This window comes from Lentzea sp. NPDC036949, assembly GCF_055608075.1.
Genome location: NZ_JBVJRA010000017.1, coordinates 1 through 17,700, shown reverse-complemented (window position 1 = coordinate 17,700; position 17,700 = coordinate 1). Strand labels below are relative to the sequence as shown.

The window sequence follows — 17,700 nt, the reverse complement described above, 5'->3', positions numbered from 1 at the left end:
CGCAGCGCCGTGGTGACCGAGGCGTTGCGTCGGGCGTACGCCCCCGTGGTGCTCGCGAGCGACGACGCGCCGCCCGGCGGCATCACGCGCGGCGCTCACGCCAGCTCGTCGCGCGACGACACGAGCGCCGCCGCGCCAGCGGAGCCCCGTCAAGGCGGCCGACCAACGGCGCCACGACGCGAGCGCCGTGGCGCGGGTGCCGTCAGGGGGACGTGGCCTCCGCGTGGGCGCTGAACTGCGGAGTCGGGTACACCCCGACGACCGGGGGCTCGGCGAACTGCGTGTTGTACAGGTCCGCGTACCGCCCCTCGGCCCGCATCAGCTGGGCGTGCGTCCCCCGCTCCACGATCTCGCCGTGTTCCAGCACCAGGATCTGGTCGGCGTTGCGGATGGTCGACAGCCGGTGCGCGATCACGAGCGCGGTGCGGCCCTTCAACGCCTCGGTCAGCGCCGCCTGCACCGCCGCCTCGGACTCCGAGTCCAGGTGCGCGGTGGCCTCGTCGAGGATCACGACGCGGGGCTTGGCCAGCAGCAGGCGCGCGATGGTCAGGCGTTGGCGTTCGCCGCCGGACAACCGGTAGCCGCGTTCGCCGACGACGGTGTCGAGCCGGTCGGGCAGCGACTCCACCAGCTCGACCAGGCGGGCCCGCCGCAGCGCGTCCCACAGCTCGTCGTCGGACGCGCCGGGGGCCGCGTACTCCAGGTTCGCGCGGATCGTGTCGTGGAACAGGTGCCCGTCCTGCGTCACGACGCCCACGGTGCCGCGCAGCGAGTCGAAGCTCAGGTCGCGAACGTCCACATCGGACAGGCGCACGGACCCGGAGTCGATGTCGTAGAGCCGGGGTACGAGGGAGGCCAGCGTCGACTTGCCCGCGCCGGACGAGCCGACGACCGCGACCAGCTGGCCGGCCTCCGCCTTGAAGCTGACGCCGTGCAGCACCTCCTCGCCGCCGCGGGTGTCCAGGGTGGCGACCGACTCCAGCGAGGCGAGCGACACCTTCGCGGCGGCCGGGTAGCCGAACCGCACGTCGTCGAACTCGACCGACACCGGCCCGTCCGGCACCGCACGCGCGCCGGGGCGTTCCTGGATCATCGGTTCCAGGTCGAGCACCTCGAAGACCCGCTCGAACGACACCAGCGCCGTCATCACGTCGACGCGGGCGTTCGCCAGCGCCGTCAGCGGGGCGTACAGGCGGGTCAGCAGCAGCGCCAGCGACACCACGGTGCCCGCGGCCAGGTGGCCGGTCAGCGCCAGGTAGCCGCCGAGGCCGTAGACCAGGGCCTGCGCGAGCGCGGACACGAGCGTCAGCCCGGTCATGAACCAGCGGGTGGCCATGGCGGTGCGGATGCCGATGTCGCGGACCTTCGCGGCCTTGTCGGAGAACTCCTGCTCCTCGCGGTCCGGGCGGCCGAAGAGCTTCACCAGGGTCGCGCCGGGAGCGGAGAAGCGCTCGGTCGACTGGGTGACCATCGAGGCGTTGAGAGTGGAGGCCTCGCGCTGCATGTCCGCCATCCGCCGGCCCATCCGCTTGGCGGGCAGCACGAACACCGGCAGCAGCACCAGGGCCAGCGCGGTGACCTGCCACGACAGCGTGAACATCACGCCCAGCGACAGGACCAGCTGGATGATGTTGGTGACGAACCCGGACAGCGTCGAGGTGAACGCGCGCTGGGCGCCGATCACGTCGTTGTTCAACCGGGAGACGAGCGCGCCGGTGCGCGTGCGGGTGAAGAACGCGACCGGCATCTTCTGCACATGGCCGAACACGGCCCGGCGCAGGTCGTAGATCAGGCCCTCACCGATGCGCGTGGACTGCCACCGCTCCACCACGCCCAGACCGGCGTCGACCACCGCGATGAGCGCGATGGCCACCGCGAGCCACACCACCACCGAGGGCGCGGACCCACCGACGATCGCGTCGACGACGCGACCGGCCAGCAGCGGGGTCGACACGGCGAGGACCGAGGAGATCACCGTGAGCAGGAGGAACACGACGAGCTTCGCGCGGTGGGGCCGGGCGAAGGCCAGCACGCGCCGGAAGGTGCCGCGGCGCACCTTGGCCGGTGCGTCCGAGGTCACCCCCATCATGAATCGCCAGGAGCTGTAGCCGTCCACGCCTTCTAGAACAGCACAGCGGTCTGACAATTCCTGCACAGAACGCCTGGAGCTGCGGTTCAGCTCTGAGCGGACGCCAGTGCCGCGAGCGAGCGGATGCGGCGCAGCTGCGCGGCGCGTTCCGCGGCCAGCTGGTCGGCGAAGGGCACGCCGGAAGCCGCCGACGCCACCAGCGCCAGCGTCTCGGTGACCGCGCCCGCCATCGGCTTGAGCACGGAGGCCACCAGCGCCTCGACCGTCGCGTCCAGCTCGGCCGCGGGCACGACGGAGTTCGCGAGGCCGATCCGCAGCGACTCGTCGGCGGGGACCCGCCGGGAGGTCACGCAGATCTCGGCCGCGCGCGAGTACCCCACGAGGCGCACCAGGGGCAGTGTGCCGCCGAGGTCGGGCACCAGTCCCAGCCCGGTCTCGGCCATGCAGAACTGCGCGTCCTCGGTGAGCACGCGGAAGTCGCACGCCAGCGCCAGCTGGAAGCCCGCGCCGATGGCGTGCCCCTGCACCGCCGCGATCGTCACGCGCGCCGGGTCGCTCAGCCACGTGAACCCGGCCTGGTACGAGGCGATCCGCGCGTCCGCCTCCTCGGGCGGCAGCGCGAGCATCCCCGGCAGGCCACCGGGTTCTCCGTCGACCGGCTCACCGGTGAACATGCGCCGGTCCAGCCCCGCCGAGAAGGCGCGGCCGGCACCCCGGACGACCACGACGCGGACGTCCGGGTCCAGCTGTTCACCGATGTGCCGCAACGCCTGCCAGGTGGCGGGCGTCTGCGCGTTCAGCACGTCGGGACGGTCGAGCGTGACGGTGGCGAGCGGTCCGGCAAGAGCGAGCCGGACGCCACCGCGCTCGAGCACACCAGCGTCGACAGCGGGCACTGGCATGTCGGTACCTCCGGCGGACTAGAAGCTAGTTACCGGAGAGTAGCAGTCTGGTGGGGTACTACTTCTTCTTCGTCCGGGTGGCGCCACCGCGACCGCGCAGCGTGACGCCGGATTCCGACAGAACCCGGTGCACGAAGCCGTAGGAACGCCCGGTGCTTTCGGCCAAAGCCCGGATGCTCGCGCCCTTTTCGTACTTCTTCTTCAGGTCAGCGGCCAGCTTGTCCCGCGTGGCGCCGGTGATCCGGGCACCCTTCTTCAGGTCAGCCACCTCGTCCCGCCTTCCGTACGAGCAGGTCGGGCCGTTCGACGGCCCCTGTCGTCGCAATGATCGAACAGGTTCACGCAGAACGCCAGGTGATCAAGCAAAGAGATCGCCGAACGGTCGATTCGATCACACTCAGTTGATCACAGGGTGCGCACGGTAGTCCTTTGACGCGTGGAGATCACGCGAGCTGCACGAGCTCCAGGTAGTCCTCGGACCAGTGGTCCTCCGTGCCGTCGGGCAGCAGGATCACCCGCTCGGGCTCCAGCGCCTCGACCGCGCCGGGGTCGTGCGTGACGAGGACGACCGCGCCCTCGTAGCGCCGCAGCGCGTCGAGCACCTGCTCGCGCGAGGCCGGGTCGAGGTTGTTGGTGGGCTCGTCGAGCAGCAGCACGTTCGCCGCCGAGGACACCAGGCCGGCGAGCGCCAGCCGGGTCTTCTCGCCGCCGGACAGGGTGCCGGCGGGCTGGTCGAGCTGCTCGCCACTGAACAGGAACGTGCCGAGCAGCGACCGCAGCCGCTGTTCCTGCTCGTCCGGTGCCATGTGCCGGATGTTCTCCCACACCGACGCGCCGTGGTCGAGCGTCTCGTGCTCCTGCGCGAAGTAGCCGATCTTGAGGCCGTGGCCGGGCACGACCTGGCCCGCGTCCATCTTCTCGCTGCCGCCCAGCAACCGCAGCAGCGTCGTCTTGCCCGCGCCGTTGAAGCCGAGCACGACGACGCGGGAACCCCGGTCGATCGCGAGGTCCACGCCGGTGAAGATCTCCAGCGAGCCGTAGGACTTGCTCAGACCCTCTGCCATCAAAGGGGTCTTGCCGCACGGGGCCGGCGCCGGGAAGCTGATCTTCGCGACCTTGTCGCTCTGGCGCACGTCGTCGAGACCGTCGAGGAGCTTCTGCGCGCGCTTCGCCATGTTCTGCGCAGCAACGGCCTTCGTGGCCTTCGCGCCCATCTTCGCGGCCTGCGTCATCAGCGCGCCGGCCTTCTTCTCGGCGTTCGCGCGCTCGCGGCGACGGCGCTTCTCGTCCGTGGCGCGGGCTTCGAGGTACTTCTTCCAGCCGAGGTTGTAGATGTCGACCTCGCCGCGGATCGCGTCGAGGAACCACACCTTGTTCACGACGTCGTCGAGCAGCTCGACGTCGTGGGAGATCACGACGAGGCCGCCGTCGTGGGACTTGAGGAAGCCGCGCAGCCAGGTGATCGAGTCGGCGTCGAGGTGGTTGGTCGGCTCGTCGATCAGCAGGATGGTGCTGGACTTCGCGCCGATGCCCGCCTCGGAGGCGGCGAACAGGATGCGCGCCAGCTCGACGCGGCGGCGCTGACCGCCCGACAGCGTGCTGAGCGGCTGCGCGAGCACCCGGTCGGGCAGACCGAGGTTGGAGCAGATGCGGGCCGCCTCGGACTCGGCCGCGTACCCGCCGAGCGCGGCGAACCGCTCTTCGAGCTTGCCGTAGCGGGTGACGGCTTTTTCGAGCTCGTCGGGGTCGACCAGCTCGGACATCTTCGACTGGGCCTTCTCCAGGTCGCGGAGCAGCTGGTCGAGGCCGCGGGCGGACAGGACGCGGTCCTTGGCGATGACGGACAGGTCGCCCTCGCGCGGGTCCTGCGGCAGGTAGCCGAGCTCGCCCTTGCGGGTGATGGTGCCGCCGTAGGGCTGGCCCTCACCGGCGAGGACGCGCAGGGAGGTGGTCTTGCCGGCGCCGTTGCGCCCGACGAGGCCGATCCGGTCGCCGGGCTGGACGCGCAGGTTGGCGCCGCTCACGAGGATGCGTGAGCCCGCGCGCAACTCCATGTCGGTTGCGGTGATCAAAGAAGACTCCGGGTAGGTGGGTACGGCAAAGGGGCGGCACGTACTGCGGCGGCCTACTCCAGGAGGATCACGCGAACCATTCTACGGGTCGCGGGCCACCGGATTTCCCACCTGTGTCCAGACGCATAGATTGCCGGCCATGAGCGACGACTTCTCCGGCAAGACCGCGCTGGTCACCGGTGCCTCCCGCGGCATCGGCCTCGGCATCGCGCGCGAGCTGCTCTCCCGCGGCGCGTCCGTCACGATCACCGGCCGCAAGGCCGACCAGCTCGCCGCGGCCGCCGCTGAACTCGGCGGCGGGGTGCTGACGGTCCAGGGCAACGCGGGCGACGACGCGTCCCGCGAAGAGGTCGTGGCGCGCACGATGGCGGAGTTCGGCAGCCTCGACGTGCTGGTGAACAACACCGGCATCAACCCCCAGTTCGGTTCCCTGATGGACGCCGACCTGGCCGCGGTGCGCAAGATCTTCGACGTGAACGTGGTGGCGGCACTGGGTTTCGTGCAGCTCGCGTGGAAGGCGTGGATGGGCGAGCACGGTGGCGCGGTCGTCAACGTCGCCTCCGTCGGCGGCATCCGCTCGACCGGTGTGATCGGCGCGTACGGCGCCTCGAAGGCGGCGCTGATCCGCCTGACCGAGGAGCTGGCGTGGCAGCTGGGCCCGAAGGTCCGCGTCAACGCCGTTGCACCGGCCGTGGTGAAGACGAAGTTCGCCGAGGCGCTGTACACCGGCCGCGAGGAGGAGGCGTCGCAGCAGTACCCGATGAAGCGGCTCGGGACGCCGCAGGACGTGGCGGGGCTGGTGGCGTTCCTGTGCTCGGACGCGGCGTCGTGGATCACCGGGGAGACCGTGCGGGTCGACGGCGGGCTGCTGGCGACGGGCACGGCGGGCTGAACGGCCCGCCAGCGCGACATGAGACGCGGCGGCAGGTTCCCCGGAGGCCCGGACCACCTGATGCGGCTCACACGGCTCTCAGGACGGCTCCGCGGCCTCCCCCGGCACCCCGAGCACCTCCAGGAACGCCGCGGCGGCCGGTGTCAGCCCGGCCGTGCTCCACACCAGGTGCTCCACCCGTGCCGGCCCGTCCACGACCGGCACGGTCACCACCCCGCCCAACCGCGGCGCGTACCGCGACGGCAGCACCGCGACCGCCAGCCCCTCGCGGATCAGCCCTGCCATCAGCTCCGCCGTCGTGACCTCGAACGCGACCTCCCGAACCAGCCCGGCCGCCGCGAACGCCTGGTCGGACTGCGACCGCCCCGGCGATCCCGTCGGGAAGTCCACGAACGGCTCCGCGGCCAGCGCCTCCAGCCCCACCTCGTCCCGCTCCGCCAACGGGTGCGATGGCGCGAACACGGCGACATGCCGGTCGCGCGCCAGTTCACGCCCGCGCACCCCCTCGGGGCGCGCGGTGGGTGGCAGGCCGAGGAACGCCAGGTCCAGGGCGCCTTGGCGGACCTGCTCGACGAGCTCGTGGCTCGGCTGCATCCGCAACGCCACCCGCACCTGCGGGTAGCGCTCCCGGAACACCTTCAGCGCCGCCGGCAGGTCCACGGCCGCCACGGTCGGGATCACGCCGATCAGCACCCGCCCGCGCACCTCCCCCACGGCCGCCGCCACCTCGGCCGCGGCGCGGTCCGCGAAGTCGAGGCACTGGCGTGCGGCGGGCAGGAACGCCGTGCCCGCCGGGGTCAGCCGCACGCTGCGGCTGGTGCGGTCGAACAGGCGCGCGCCGAGCTCGCGTTCGAGGCGGGCGACCTGGTGGCTCAGCGCCGACTGCACGACCAGGCAGCGCTGGGCGGCACGGGTGAAGCTGCCGGTCTCGGCGACCGCGACGACGTAGCGCATCTGCTGGAGTTCCACCCATCCATCTTGAACCACGATGGATGACGTGACAAACATGCGTTGGACTCATCCACGCTGGTCACCAACACTGGGAGGCGTGCAGAACAACGACCTCTCCCGCACCGCGCTCGCGGCTTTCGCGCCGGTGGTCTGGGGCTCGACCTACGTGGTCACCACTGAACTGCTGCCCGCGGGGCACCCGCTGTTCGCCGGGTTGCTGCGCGCGCTGCCGGCGGGCCTGGTCGCGCTGGCGTTCACCAGGACGCTGCCGCGCGGGTCCTGGTGGTGGCGGGCCGGCGCGCTCGGCGTGCTCAACATCGGCCTGTTCTTCCCGTTCCTGTTCATCGCCGCCGAACGCCTGCCCGGTGGCGTCGCGGCCACGCTGGGGGCGGCCCAGCCGCTGGTGGTGGCGCTGCTGGCGGTCGGGGTGCTCAAGGAGAGCCCGTCGGCGTGGCGGTGCGCGTGGGGTGTCGTCGGCGTGGTCGGCGTCGGTCTCGTGGTGCTGGGGCCCGCGGCCGGGTTCGACCTCGTCGGCGTGCTGGCGGGCCTCGGCGGGGCGGCGACGATGGCGCTCGGCGTGACCTTGACGAAGAAGTGGGGGCGGCCCGCCGGTGTGGGGCCGACGGCGTTCGCCGGGTGGCAGCTGACCGCGGGCGGGCTGTTCCTGGTGCCGGTGACGTTCCTGGTCGAGGGACCGCCACCGGCGGTCGGGCCGGCGGCGGTGATCGGGTACCTGTGGCTCGGCGGTGTCGGCGGGCTGCTCGCCTACGTGCTGTGGTTCCGCGCGATCACCACGCTGCCGGTCACCTCGGTCTCGGTGCTCGGCCTGCTGTCCCCGATGGTCGCGGCGCTGCTGGGCGTGGTGGTGCTCGGCCAGACGCTCGGCCCGGTGCAGCTCACCGGTTTCGCCCTCGCACTGGCCGCGATCGTCGCGAGCCAGCGTCCCGCGCCCGTGCTCGCCGGGGGCGTTCTCCGGTGAAGATCGCAGTGGTCGGCGCCGCGGGCATGGTCGGCGCCGAGGTGGTGGCCGAGGCGGCACGGCGCGGGCACGACGTGACGGCGGTGGTCCGCAGCACGGTGCCCGAGGTGCCGGACGGGGTGCGGGTGGTGCGCGGTGACGCGACCGACCGCGCGCTCATGGCCGACGTGCTGTCCGGAGTGGACGGTGTCGTCGCCGCCACCCGGCCGCGGCCGGGGCAGGAGCAGAGCGCCGGGCCGGCCACCGCGGCACTGCTGGACGCCGCGCTGGCCGCCGGGACGAGGGTGCTGGTCGTGGGTGGTGCCGCGCCGCTGCGGTCACCGGGTGGCACGGGGCTCGTGCTCGACGACGACCGGTTCGTGCCGGCGCACGTCCGCCCCATCGCGGCGGCGAGCGTGCGGCAGCTGGAGGTGTGTCGGGCGCACGCGGCGGACTGGGTCTACCTGAGCCCGCCGACGTTGCTCGAACCCGGTGAGCGCACCGGCACCTACCGGCGCGGCGGCGACGAGATGCTCACCGGTCCGTCCGCGATCTCGGCGGCGGACCTGGCCATCGCGGTGGTCGACGAGCTCGAACGGCCCCGCGGCGACCGGCACTTCACGGTCGCGAGCTGAGGTCCAGCCGCAGCACGACCTCGCCGTCCTCCACCTCGCCGGTCGGCACGAAGCCGTAACCGAGGTAGAACGGCCCCGGCGTGCCCTCACCCGGCACGTAGCTGGTGAGCAGCTCGGGAACGCCGTGCGCGCGCAGCAGTGCCACGACCTCGTCGAGGATCGCCGTGCCGTAGCCGCGGCCCTGGTGCTCGGCGCCGATGAGCAGGCGCCACAGGAAGTACGGCCCCAGCAGGCCCGGTCCTGGCGTCACGTCCCAGCTGAGCATGACGAACCCGACCGGCACGTCACCGGTGTAGGCGGCGCGGTACCAGGGGTTGCCCTCCGGGTGGTCCTCCGCGTCCTGGAACGACTTCTCGACCGGGGCGACGAAGCGTTCCTGGGACGGGTGCACGCGCACGGCCGCCACGGCGGCGCGGTTGGCGTCGGTGACCTCGACGAGGCGGATCCGGGTGGTCATGCCCGGATTGTGCCGCTCAGCAGCACGACGTGGGCGTGGTCGGCAGGAACTGCCCCGAGGCGGAGGTCGTGGTGGCCGGTGTGCCCGGCGGGGACACCGCGTTCGACGTGTCCGGCGTGCCGGGTGGGCTCGACGCCGGCGGCGGCGTCTGCGGTGGCCGGGTCTGCTGCGTGCCCGACGGCGGAGTGGTGCCGGGCGGCAGCGTCGTCGTCGGCGGCGGTGTCCGCTCGGCCGACTCCGGTGACGGTGAGGTGCTCGCCGGGGCCGGCGCGCTGGTCGACGACGAGGGTCCCGGTGTCAGCGGTTCCGGTGGTGCGGCGCCGGGCAGCACGGCCAGCGCCACGGCCACGACACCGACGGTCGCGAGCCCGGTGCCGGCCACGGCGACCGCACGCCGCCGGGACCGCACGGCCCGCCCGCGCCGGATGAGGTCGGCGGCCGTGACGGCGGGCGGCGGCGTCCCCTCCGCGTGCAGGGCGGAGAAGGTCTCCCGCAGGTCGTCCTCGCGAACCATCACACCTCCAGCCTCAGGTGGTCGAACTCCGGTCCCAGCTTGCGCCGCAGGGTCTCCAGCCCCTTGCTGGCCTGCGACTTCACCGTGCCCGCGGAGCACTTCAACGCGGCGGCGGTGTCCTCGACGCTCAGATCGTGCCAATAGCGCAGCACGAGCACGGCGCGCTGCCGTGCGGGCACGGCGGACAGCGCCTGCCAGACGACGAGCCTGTCCTCCGCCCCTGCGGCGGAGGACAGGCCCTCTGGAGGCGTGTCGGTGAGCTTCTCCCTGCGCCAGCGGACCTTGCGGCGTTCGGCGAGGAACGTCCGCACGACGATCTGCCGCAGGTACGGTTCGAGCCCCGACCGGTCGGCGAGCTTCGGACCGGCCAGGTAGAGCTTCAAGAACGCCGACTGCACGACGTCCTCCGCTTCGTGCCAGCTACCGCACAGCAGGAACGCGGTGAACCGCATCGAGTCGGCTGACCGGTCGAAGCAGTCGGTGAACTCGGCCTCCCAGTTCAGCGGTGACTCCTCACCCGGCGGGCTGCGACGAGACCGGCGGCGTCGTCGCGGGCGGCGTCCAGGTCGTCGGCGGCAGCGCGGGGCTCGTGGCCCAGGTGGTCGTCGGCGGCTGCTGCGGGGTGGTGGGCAGCGGCGTCGGCAGGATCGACGACGGCGGCGGCGTGGTCGGCGGCAGGCTCGTCCCAGGGGACGTCGGCAGCACCGTCGTCGACGGCGGTTGCTCCGGCGTGCTCGACATCGAGGTGGGCGCCGGCGTGGTCGGCGGGGCCTGCGCCGTGGAGGAGGTCGGCCGCGGCGCCGAGGACGTCGGCGCGTGGTCCGGTGTGCCGCCGCCACCGTTCAGGGCGAGCGCGGGCACCGCGATGCCCACCGCTCCGAGCGCGACGGCACCCGCCACGATCACCATTCGTTTGCGCACTTGCGACTCCAGCAGGTCGGTGGCGCCCTCTAGGCACCCTCACCCCCATCCATGCGGTCGGCGCCCGGCCGGGTTGCCCGCGTGTCCTGGATCACGATCTCGACGCACCGGGCGCGGCGGGCGGCCTCGTCCAGCACCGCGCGCCGCGGTTCGGGCACGTCGAGCACCCGGTCCTCCGCCCTGGTGAAGACGCCGGCGAGCCTGCGGTCGTCGCGCAGGACGTCGAGCGCCTGCCGGTCACCGCCCAGCACCACGCCGTCCAGCTCCGCGAGCCGGGGCACCAGGACGCGGGCCACGTCGTCGGCGGCGGCCCGCAGCGCGACGCGCGCCTGCCCCTCCCGGCGGCGGGCGAACCGCTGTTGCGACCAGCCGCCTGCCCGGATGCGGCCGTGGACCTGCTTGCGGTCGGTCGCGGACATCTCGACCCGGTCACCGAACGCGACACCGACGCTGTGACCGCCGAGCCGGACGAGCACGAGTCCGACCCGCCGCGGTTCGGCGAGCTTCTCCACCACCTCGTCGAGGGTGGTTCCGCCGCGCGTGACGAAGGTCGCTGTTGCTCCGTCTGCCGCGGTGATGACGACGTTGCCATCAACCCGCACGTCAACGGGCCCGTGACGCTCCGCGAACCGTGCGACCCACCCGTGCACGCGCTCGGGTTCGACCTCCACCGCGCGCCCTCCGGGAACGGGCCGGACCCGGCTCACCGCCCCGCCACCCTGCGCGACATGCGGAGTTTCCCGGTCGTTTCCCATCCGGCGGTGCGCGCGGGCCGCGTCCGGACCACCGGAACGGGCGGGGAACCTCCGGGCGCGCGGTCCCGTCGGAGGGGGGTCATCGTGCACACACTAGAACCACCTCGACACGGCGCGTGAGCAGCACGCGGATGTTACTGATCGGTTCATGACGCTTGACAGATGAGCCTCGAAAGCGTGAACTCGTGAACCGTATGGATTAACCATTGACTCCATCCGGCGCCGACCAGCGCAGTTCACGGGCGGGTAGGGTCACTGGGGCGTGATCTTATGACAGCGGGGAGTCACCATGACCACTGCTGCCGGTCGACCAACACTGACTGTTGACGACACCGACTCAACGGGCCACGGCAGCCTTACGCAGCTCTTGACCACCGGACCGTTTCCGGAGGCTCTTCGAGCCGCGATCAAGGCCAGTCGACTCAGCCTCGACCGCATCCAGCACCGGTTGGCACTGCGCGGCGTGACGATCAGCGTCGCGACGCTCAGCTACTGGCAGTCCGGGCGGCGCAGGCCAGAGCGCCCGGAGTCGCTGGAGGCGCTTCGTCACCTCGAGTCGGTCCTCGGCGTACCTCAGTCCGGTCTCTCGGCGCTGCTCGGCCCACCTCGACCACGGGGACGCCGGTGCCGCCCGACGACCATGATGCCCATCGACGCACTGTGGGCTCGCCGCGAACGCGTGGCGAACCTGCTCTCGAAGGTCGACACCTCGTCCGACCTGAAGCTCGGCCGGATCAGCCAGCACGACCGCATCGAGATCTCTGCCGACGGCGGGCAGAAGTCCGTGTGGGTGCGGCAGATCCTGCGCGCGGAACAGGACGGCCCCGACCGCTGGGCGCTCGTCTTCGAGACCGAGGAGTCCGACGTGCTCCCCGAGATCGTGAACGTGCGCAACTGCCACCTGGGCCGCATCGCCCGTGACCACGAGGCCAACATCATGGTCGCGGAGATGATGTTCGAGCGGCCGCTGACCCGCGGCGAGACCCTCATCATGGAGTACCAGCTGGTGTTCCCCGAGGGCCACGCCCCAAAGGGCAACAACACGTTCGCCCGCAAGTTCCGGCTGCCGGTCCGCGAGTACGTCATCGAGGTGCGCTTCGACGAGGCGAACCTCCCCTCGCGGGTCCAGCAGTACAGCGTGCCCGCCGGTGACGAGACCCCGTCCCGCCGCCGCAACCTGACGCTGGACTCCGGCGGCGGGGTGCACGCGGTGGCGCTCGGGTTCGGTCCCGGTGTGTTCGGCATCCGCTGGGAGTGGCCGAACCGCTAGTCCTTCCGCTTCGCCCAGGAGGGCCGCTTCCCCGGTGGGGAGGCGGCCCTCCTGCGTTGAGCGGCCGGTGAGGACGTGACGGGGCCCTGGCACCCGTGAGCTCGGTGCCAGGGCCCCTGTCAGCCGTTCAGGTCACACCCAGCCGGCGACGTGCAGCGTCACCGCCCGGACCGAGCCGCGGTCGGAGCTGACCACGTCGGCGACCTTGAACGTCCAGGTGCCGTCCGCCGCCTCGCCGAGCAGCGACGACAGCTGTCCGGCCGGCCGCCAGGTGCCGGTGAACGGCTGGTCGGCCGAGGTCAGCGTCGAGAACGCCCGCGCGGCCGAGTCGTCGAACACGGCCTGGCAGATGTTGTTGCCGAGGCTGCCGGTGCGCGAGAACAGCGTGACCGACTTGCCCGAGGGCGCCGTCAGCGTGCCGACCAGGTCACCGACGAACGTGTGGTCGATGCCGACGGTCGTGGCACCGTCCGCGGTCGAACACGTCGCACCGTCGACGGAGAGCTTCAGGTTCGACGCCGCACCCACACCCGTGACGGGCAGGGAGATGGACGCGCCCGTCGGGTCGTTGTCCGGGATCGCGACCGGTGCGCCGGTGTAGGCGAACGTCTTGAAGTCGCGTGACGGCTCACCGACGCGGAGGGTGAACGACGCCGTGGTCGGCGACGTCGAACCCGCGTAGGTCACCCTGGCGTCGAGCCGGACCGCAGAACCGAGGCCCGCGGACGCCGGCACGGTCACCTTGAAGGTGTTCGAGGCCGTCTGGCCGACCTCGATGGTGCCGTAGAACTTGGACCGCGGCGCGATGGTCACGCCGGCGGTCGGCGAGGTCAGCACCAGGGACGTCGACGCGGCCGGGCCGTCGCCGCCGTTGGTGACCGGCACGGTGACCGTGGAGGTCGTGCCGGGCTTGAGGAAAGCGCTTCCGTCGTTGTCGTTCACGACGGTCGGCTTCTGCGCGCGGGCCAGTGCCTGCGGGGACGCACCGGTGTAGGCGAGCGCCCGGTCGGCCATGACGATGCCGGCGCCGGTGCGGTTGTCCACTCCGGACTCGACGATGTCGATCGCCGTGGTGACGAGGGCTTCCTTGACCTCGGCGGGCGTGAGCGTCGGGTTGCCGGACAGGATCAGGCCGGCGATGGCGGCGGCGTTCGGCGCGGCGGCCGAGGTGCCGAAGAACGGGTTGAAGCCGCTGACCGAGGTGGCGACGCCGTCGGCCGCGGTGATGTCCGGCTTCTGGCGGGTCTCGGCGAGGGGCGTGCCGTCGGCGGCGAAGAACGTCTTGCGCGGGCCGTCGGAGGTGAAGCGCTCCGGCTTCTGCGCGCTGTCGAAGGCACCGGGGTACGGGCCCTTCGGGTTGGCCGGGTCACCGGGTTCGAGGTCGAACGGCAGTGCCCCGGCGGCCGGGGCGGCCGCGACCGAGATCGCACCCTTGGCGGCGGAGTGACCGCGGGTCACCCCGGGCGTGACGAACTTCTTCAGCCCGTCGTTCGAGTCGGCGAAGCGGCCGCCGAACAGCGTGAGCCCGAAGTGCACGTCCTCACCGCGGAACTTGACGACCGCGAGCCGCGTGCCGGTCGAGCTCGTCGGGGTGTTGAGGCGCTCGTACGGGTCCTGGGCGCCGTCCTGGTTGTTCTGGCTGAAGGTGACGACGTTGCCCTGAGCGTTGACCAGGTACAGGTCGTAGTCGTTGAACGACTGGCCCAGCGGGTCGGCCCAGTGCAGCGTGACCGGGGCGTCACCGGAGTAGTTCGACAGCGGGTTGAACAGCTGCTTGGCGTTCGGGTCGGGGTTGAAGTCGTGGGCGGTGCCCGCGAACTTGCCGACGCCGACACCGGAGTCGACGAACTTGCCCTCCCAGTAGCCGGCCGTGCCGTCGGCGACGTTGCCCTGGTTGCCGGCGCTGGAGAAGAACACGGCACCGTCGGCGGCGACCGCGTCGACCGCGCGGGCGATGATGCCGTCCTGGAACGGCGACTCGTTGAAGTAGATGACGTCGTCGACGATGACGTCGCAGCCGAGCTGGAAGCGCAGCTTCCTGATGTTGTCGGCGAAGCTCGCGTCGCCGTTGAACGCCGTCGCGAAGCCGAGCTCCGCGTTGGGCGCGAGGTCGTGGAGGATCTCGAGCATCGCCGTGCCCTCGTCGCCGGAGCCCTCCTGGCCCGGGACGACGTCGACGGCGGGCAGCTCACCCGCGGCCTGCGACACGGCCAGCGACGAGATGCCGTCGGACAGGGCGCACAGCTTCACGCCGACGCCGGTGACGTGGAACGAGCCACGCGCGGCGTCGGCGCTGTGGGCCTTGTCGCTCTCGGCGGTCTTGGCCGCCAGCACCGCGGTCCGCTGCTCGGCGAGCCGGCGCTCGATCTGCCGCGCCTTGTCCTCTTTGGACGGAGCAGCCTTCTTGCTCTTGCGGTCCCGCTTGTTCTCGACGCTCTGCGTCATCGCGTCACTGCCCCGCTCGACGCGGGCGACGTCGGCGCGACCGGCGATGTCGGCGAGCTTGGTCAGCGGCAGCTCGGCGCGAACCGTGCGGTTCTCAGGGGACACCGCCCGGATCTGCCCGCCCGCGGCACGGACGGCGTCGACCAGGCCCTCGGAGTACTGCTTCGCACGGACGTCGACGACGGTCGTCGAGCTCGACGACACCGCGACACCGGTCTGGACCTGCGGGAGGGCGCTGGTGACGCCGACCTGGACGCGCTTGCGGGCCTCGACGACCAGAGCGCTGTCTACTTTGGACTCAGCTGGGGTGAGCGACTTCTTGATGCTCTGCAACGCGGCGATCTGTGCCGCCGTGCGGTCGTTGATGGACTTCGACGCCTTGACCGGATCCGCGCTCGCCGGCGCGACCGCGGTCAGCGCGGCCAGCAGCACCGCGGTGCCCGCCGTGACCAGTGTCGTGCCTCTTCGAGATGGGCGCACAGGGCTTTCCCCCCGAACGTTGGCGTGTCCCCCGAGAACACGCGGCCTACGACCGGATGATCCCGGTCGAGGCGCCAACGTATGGTGCACGACTGATCACAGTCAGCATCCTTTTGGGCTACTTCCCACTGAGCAGGCGCAATCACAGTTCACAGAACAAACGCGTCAGTCCACAACTGACCGGTTCGTCCCGACAGAGCTTCCAGCAACGCGGCCGCCTGGTTGTCGGTGAGGGACGCGACGAAGTCCACGACGGCCCTTCCCCTTGCCAGGCCTCGCACGACGTCCGGTCCGACCGACAGCTCACCCGCGGGACCGACCAATGTGGACGGCTCCGTCCGGGCGAGCGCCGCGTACTCCGTTTCGGCCAACTCGACGAGGTCGTGCAGCCTGCGCGGCAACCGGTCCGCCTCGGTGCGGTCCGTGACCCACTGGTCGAGCGCGTCCACGAGCGAGGTCAGCAACCGCGCCTGCCCGCGCTGGTGCAACGCCAAGTCCGGCCGCAACAACACGAACCGCCGGTGGACGAACTTGAGCACCTGCACCTCGTGCCACTGCGCGACCGCGAGCACCACGTGCCCCGATCGCGGCGTCGGCTCCTCGATCACACCGACCGCGTCGACGAGCCGGCGCGTCCACCGCGCACTGAACCCGGCCACCGCCTGCTCCGCCTCGACCGACCCGTCGAACGGCACCGCGAGCAACCCGTCGACCAGCTCCTTGCTGACCTTGCGCACCGCCATCGCGAACGCCTCGTCGTTCATCACCCACGAGTCCTTGAGGTGCATGCGCCGCCGCAACGTCTCCAGCGACCGCCCCGGCATCCGGATCTCGGCCTCGAGCTCCGCATCGCTCAACCCGGCGAGCTCCAGCGCCTGCGCCTGCCACGTGCCGAGCTCCGCCGCGACCGTCGCGTGCTGCAACACCCCGACCCGGTGGAAGTCCTCCAGGTCGTGGATGGCGTAGGCGATGTCGTCCGCGGTGTCCATGACACTCGCCTCGACCGTCTGCTGCCACGCCTCGATCCGCCCCTCGAACGGCTCGCGCGCCTGCTGCAGGTCGCTCATCTCCGTGACGTAGGCGGAGAACTTCGCACTGCCGGTCCCCGGCATGTCAGCCGGCTCGGCCGCACCGCGGGGCGCGATGGCGAGCCCCAGGTCCTGGTGACGGGTCCACGGGTACTTGAGCATCGCGGCACGGACGGCGACGGTCAGGTCCAGCCCGAGCGCCTTGGGCCCGCGCACGTCGGTGGTGGTGATGATGCGGAACGACTGCGCGTTGCCCTCGAACCCGTCGGGCAGGGCGAACCGGTGGCGGGCCAACCGGTCGAGCACCTGCTCGCCGAGGTGGCCGAACGGCGGGTGGCCCAGGTCGTGGGCGAGGGCGGCGGCCTCGACGACGTCGGGGTCGCAACCGCCGAGCTTCTCCAGCACCGCGGTCAGCTCGGGGCGGTTCGTGAGGCGTTCGGCGATGGCGCGGGCGGCCTGGGCGACCTTCAGGCTGTGGGTCAGCCGGTTGTGCACGAGCAGACCGGAGCCGGTGGAGCTGACGACCTGCGTGACACCGCCGAGCCGCGCGAAGAACGGGGAGCTCGCAACGCGGTCGCGATCCACCCGGAACGGGTTGGTCGCGAGGTCCGCGGTCTTGCTCGTGCCCCCGGACCGGCGGGCGGTGCGCTGCTCGTTGTGCATGTGCAGAAGGTACCTGTGGCGGGTCGGCTGTTCGGTACGGCTCTGGGGTGTCCGGGGTTGGGCAGTGATTCCGGTTGCAGTGGCTGGGATTGGGCGGCGATTGGCGTTGCGGAGGCTGGGGTTGCGGTGACTGGGGGTTGGGATGACCGAGGTCGGAGCAGCTGAGGCCTGGGCGGCTGAGGCCTGGGCCGGCTGGGTTCGGCTTCGGGGCGATCGAGTTCGTGGGATGACTCGGCTTGAGGGCGACTGGGCTCGGCGGGCTCCGCGGTGGGTGAGTTCCGGAGGGGCGGCTTGGGGCTCAGCTCGGGAGTGGTCGGGTTGGAGTCGTTGAGGACATGCGGCCTCCCCCACGCGGTTCCATATTGGCGGGCGAAGATGACCATGAGTTCCGGACAGCTCGGATGGGTGGACATCTACAAGACGGAGGAAGGACGAGATCCGGACAACGTTCACCCGGTCGAGTGAGCCCTGGGCGCAGGGGCGGCTGGAGCGCGGCTGCGGGAGTGCTGAGGGGGTGAGCCGGCAAATGCAGAAAGCCCCTGAGGGGAGCGGCTGGCGCTCGACCCTCAGGGGCTTCTGTACGTAAGTTCGGCGGCGACCTACTCTCCCACACCGTAACCAGTGCAGTACCATCGGCGCAGAAGGGCTTAACTACCGGGTTCGGAATG

Annotated in this window: 16 protein-coding genes and 1 rRNA gene; 4 read left to right on the top strand and 13 right to left on the bottom strand. The window is 71.6% G+C overall.

The genetic code is table 11. From position 1 onward, the window contains the following. Nucleotides 1-202 precede the first annotated feature (202 nt). The 4 genes from ACZ7CD_RS34490 to ACZ7CD_RS34475 form a co-directional block, all read right to left on the bottom strand. Nucleotides 203-2,089, bottom strand: a complete 1,887-nt coding sequence (locus tag ACZ7CD_RS34490; RefSeq protein ID WP_360396483.1) for an ABC transporter ATP-binding protein — start codon at nucleotides 2,087-2,089, stop codon at nucleotides 203-205. Nucleotides 2,090-2,175: 86 nt separating this feature from the next. Beyond that, nucleotides 2,176-2,991, bottom strand: coding sequence for an enoyl-CoA hydratase/isomerase family protein (locus ACZ7CD_RS34485; protein WP_360396099.1), 816 nt, complete (start codon nucleotides 2,989-2,991; stop codon nucleotides 2,176-2,178). Between the two features lie 58 nt (nucleotides 2,992-3,049). Then, entirely contained in the window at nucleotides 3,050-3,259 is a 210-nt protein-coding gene (locus ACZ7CD_RS34480; protein WP_030473247.1) for a helix-turn-helix domain-containing protein, read from the bottom strand. A gap of 175 nt (nucleotides 3,260-3,434) precedes the next feature. Further along, nucleotides 3,435-5,063 carry an ABC-F family ATP-binding cassette domain-containing protein gene (locus ACZ7CD_RS34475; protein WP_360396095.1) on the bottom strand — a complete coding sequence of 543 codons (1,629 nt, stop codon included), beginning with the start codon at nucleotides 5,061-5,063 and terminating at the stop codon, nucleotides 3,435-3,437. A 139-nt stretch (nucleotides 5,064-5,202) separates the two neighbouring features. Between ACZ7CD_RS34475 and ACZ7CD_RS34470 the strand changes: the two genes are divergently transcribed. Beyond that, complete coding sequence (locus ACZ7CD_RS34470; protein WP_470380555.1) at nucleotides 5,203-5,955, top strand: SDR family oxidoreductase; 753 nt, start codon at nucleotides 5,203-5,205, stop codon at nucleotides 5,953-5,955. 78 nt (nucleotides 5,956-6,033) lie between these two features. On the opposite strand, the gene ACZ7CD_RS34465 is transcribed toward ACZ7CD_RS34470, so the two are convergent. Further along, on the bottom strand, nucleotides 6,034-6,924 hold the full coding sequence (locus tag ACZ7CD_RS34465; protein ID WP_470380554.1) for a LysR family transcriptional regulator: 891 nt from the start codon (nucleotides 6,922-6,924) through the stop codon (nucleotides 6,034-6,036). 79 nt (nucleotides 6,925-7,003) lie between these two features. On the opposite strand from ACZ7CD_RS34465, the gene ACZ7CD_RS34460 reads away from it, so the two are divergent. Both ACZ7CD_RS34460 and ACZ7CD_RS34455 read left to right on the top strand, forming a co-directional pair. Continuing rightward, the gene (locus ACZ7CD_RS34460) at nucleotides 7,004-7,885 is read left to right on the top strand and encodes an EamA family transporter (protein ID WP_470380553.1); all 882 of its coding nucleotides are present in this window, start codon (nucleotides 7,004-7,006) and stop codon (nucleotides 7,883-7,885) included. After that, entirely contained in the window at nucleotides 7,882-8,499 is a 618-nt protein-coding gene (locus ACZ7CD_RS34455) for an NAD(P)-dependent oxidoreductase (protein ID WP_470380552.1), read from the top strand. The genes ACZ7CD_RS34460 and ACZ7CD_RS34455 overlap by 4 nt, the downstream gene beginning before the upstream one ends. Here the strand turns inward: ACZ7CD_RS34455 and ACZ7CD_RS34450 are convergent. The 5 genes from ACZ7CD_RS34450 to ACZ7CD_RS34430 all read right to left on the bottom strand — a co-directional run bounded on the left by ACZ7CD_RS34450 (nucleotide 8,483) and on the right by ACZ7CD_RS34430 (nucleotide 11,098). Next, a complete protein-coding gene (locus tag ACZ7CD_RS34450) occupies nucleotides 8,483-8,956 on the bottom strand; it encodes a GNAT family N-acetyltransferase (RefSeq protein ID WP_458431237.1) in 474 nt (157 codons plus the stop codon). The genes ACZ7CD_RS34455 and ACZ7CD_RS34450 overlap by 17 nt on opposite strands. Nucleotides 8,957-8,972: 16 nt before the next feature. Continuing rightward, entirely contained in the window at nucleotides 8,973-9,470 is a 498-nt protein-coding gene (locus tag ACZ7CD_RS34445) for a hypothetical protein (protein WP_360396086.1), read from the bottom strand. After that, nucleotides 9,470-9,922, bottom strand: a complete 453-nt coding sequence (locus ACZ7CD_RS34440) for a SigE family RNA polymerase sigma factor (RefSeq protein ID WP_360396084.1) — start codon at nucleotides 9,920-9,922, stop codon at nucleotides 9,470-9,472. The genes ACZ7CD_RS34445 and ACZ7CD_RS34440 overlap by 1 nt, the downstream gene beginning before the upstream one ends. Nucleotides 9,923-9,983: 61 nt before the next feature. Further along, nucleotides 9,984-10,391, bottom strand: coding sequence for a hypothetical protein (locus tag ACZ7CD_RS34435; RefSeq protein ID WP_458431234.1), 408 nt, complete (start codon nucleotides 10,389-10,391; stop codon nucleotides 9,984-9,986). A 29-nt stretch (nucleotides 10,392-10,420) separates the two neighbouring features. Beyond that, nucleotides 10,421-11,098 (bottom strand): acVLRF1 family peptidyl-tRNA hydrolase, encoded by a 678-nt coding sequence (locus ACZ7CD_RS34430; RefSeq protein WP_470380551.1) that lies wholly within the window; start codon nucleotides 11,096-11,098, stop codon nucleotides 10,421-10,423. A gap of 415 nt (nucleotides 11,099-11,513) precedes the next feature. On the opposite strand from ACZ7CD_RS34430, the gene ACZ7CD_RS34425 reads away from it, so the two are divergent. Then, a complete protein-coding gene (locus ACZ7CD_RS34425) occupies nucleotides 11,514-12,416 on the top strand; it encodes a hypothetical protein (RefSeq protein WP_232837002.1) in 903 nt (300 codons plus the stop codon). Nucleotides 12,417-12,548: 132 nt separating this feature from the next. Here ACZ7CD_RS34425 and ACZ7CD_RS34420 read toward each other — a convergent pair whose 3' ends face one another. From ACZ7CD_RS34420 to rrf, 3 genes are all read right to left on the bottom strand, one after another. Beyond that, nucleotides 12,549-15,341 carry a S8 family serine peptidase gene (locus ACZ7CD_RS34420; protein ID WP_360396079.1) on the bottom strand — a complete coding sequence of 931 codons (2,793 nt, stop codon included), beginning with the start codon at nucleotides 15,339-15,341 and terminating at the stop codon, nucleotides 12,549-12,551. A 149-nt stretch (nucleotides 15,342-15,490) separates the two neighbouring features. Beyond that, nucleotides 15,491-17,032, bottom strand: a complete 1,542-nt coding sequence (locus ACZ7CD_RS34415; protein ID WP_360396077.1) for a deoxyguanosinetriphosphate triphosphohydrolase family protein — start codon at nucleotides 17,030-17,032, stop codon at nucleotides 15,491-15,493. A gap of 586 nt (nucleotides 17,033-17,618) precedes the next feature. Continuing rightward, a 5S ribosomal RNA gene (rrf, locus tag ACZ7CD_RS34410) occupies nucleotides 17,619-17,700 on the bottom strand; the annotation flags it as partial.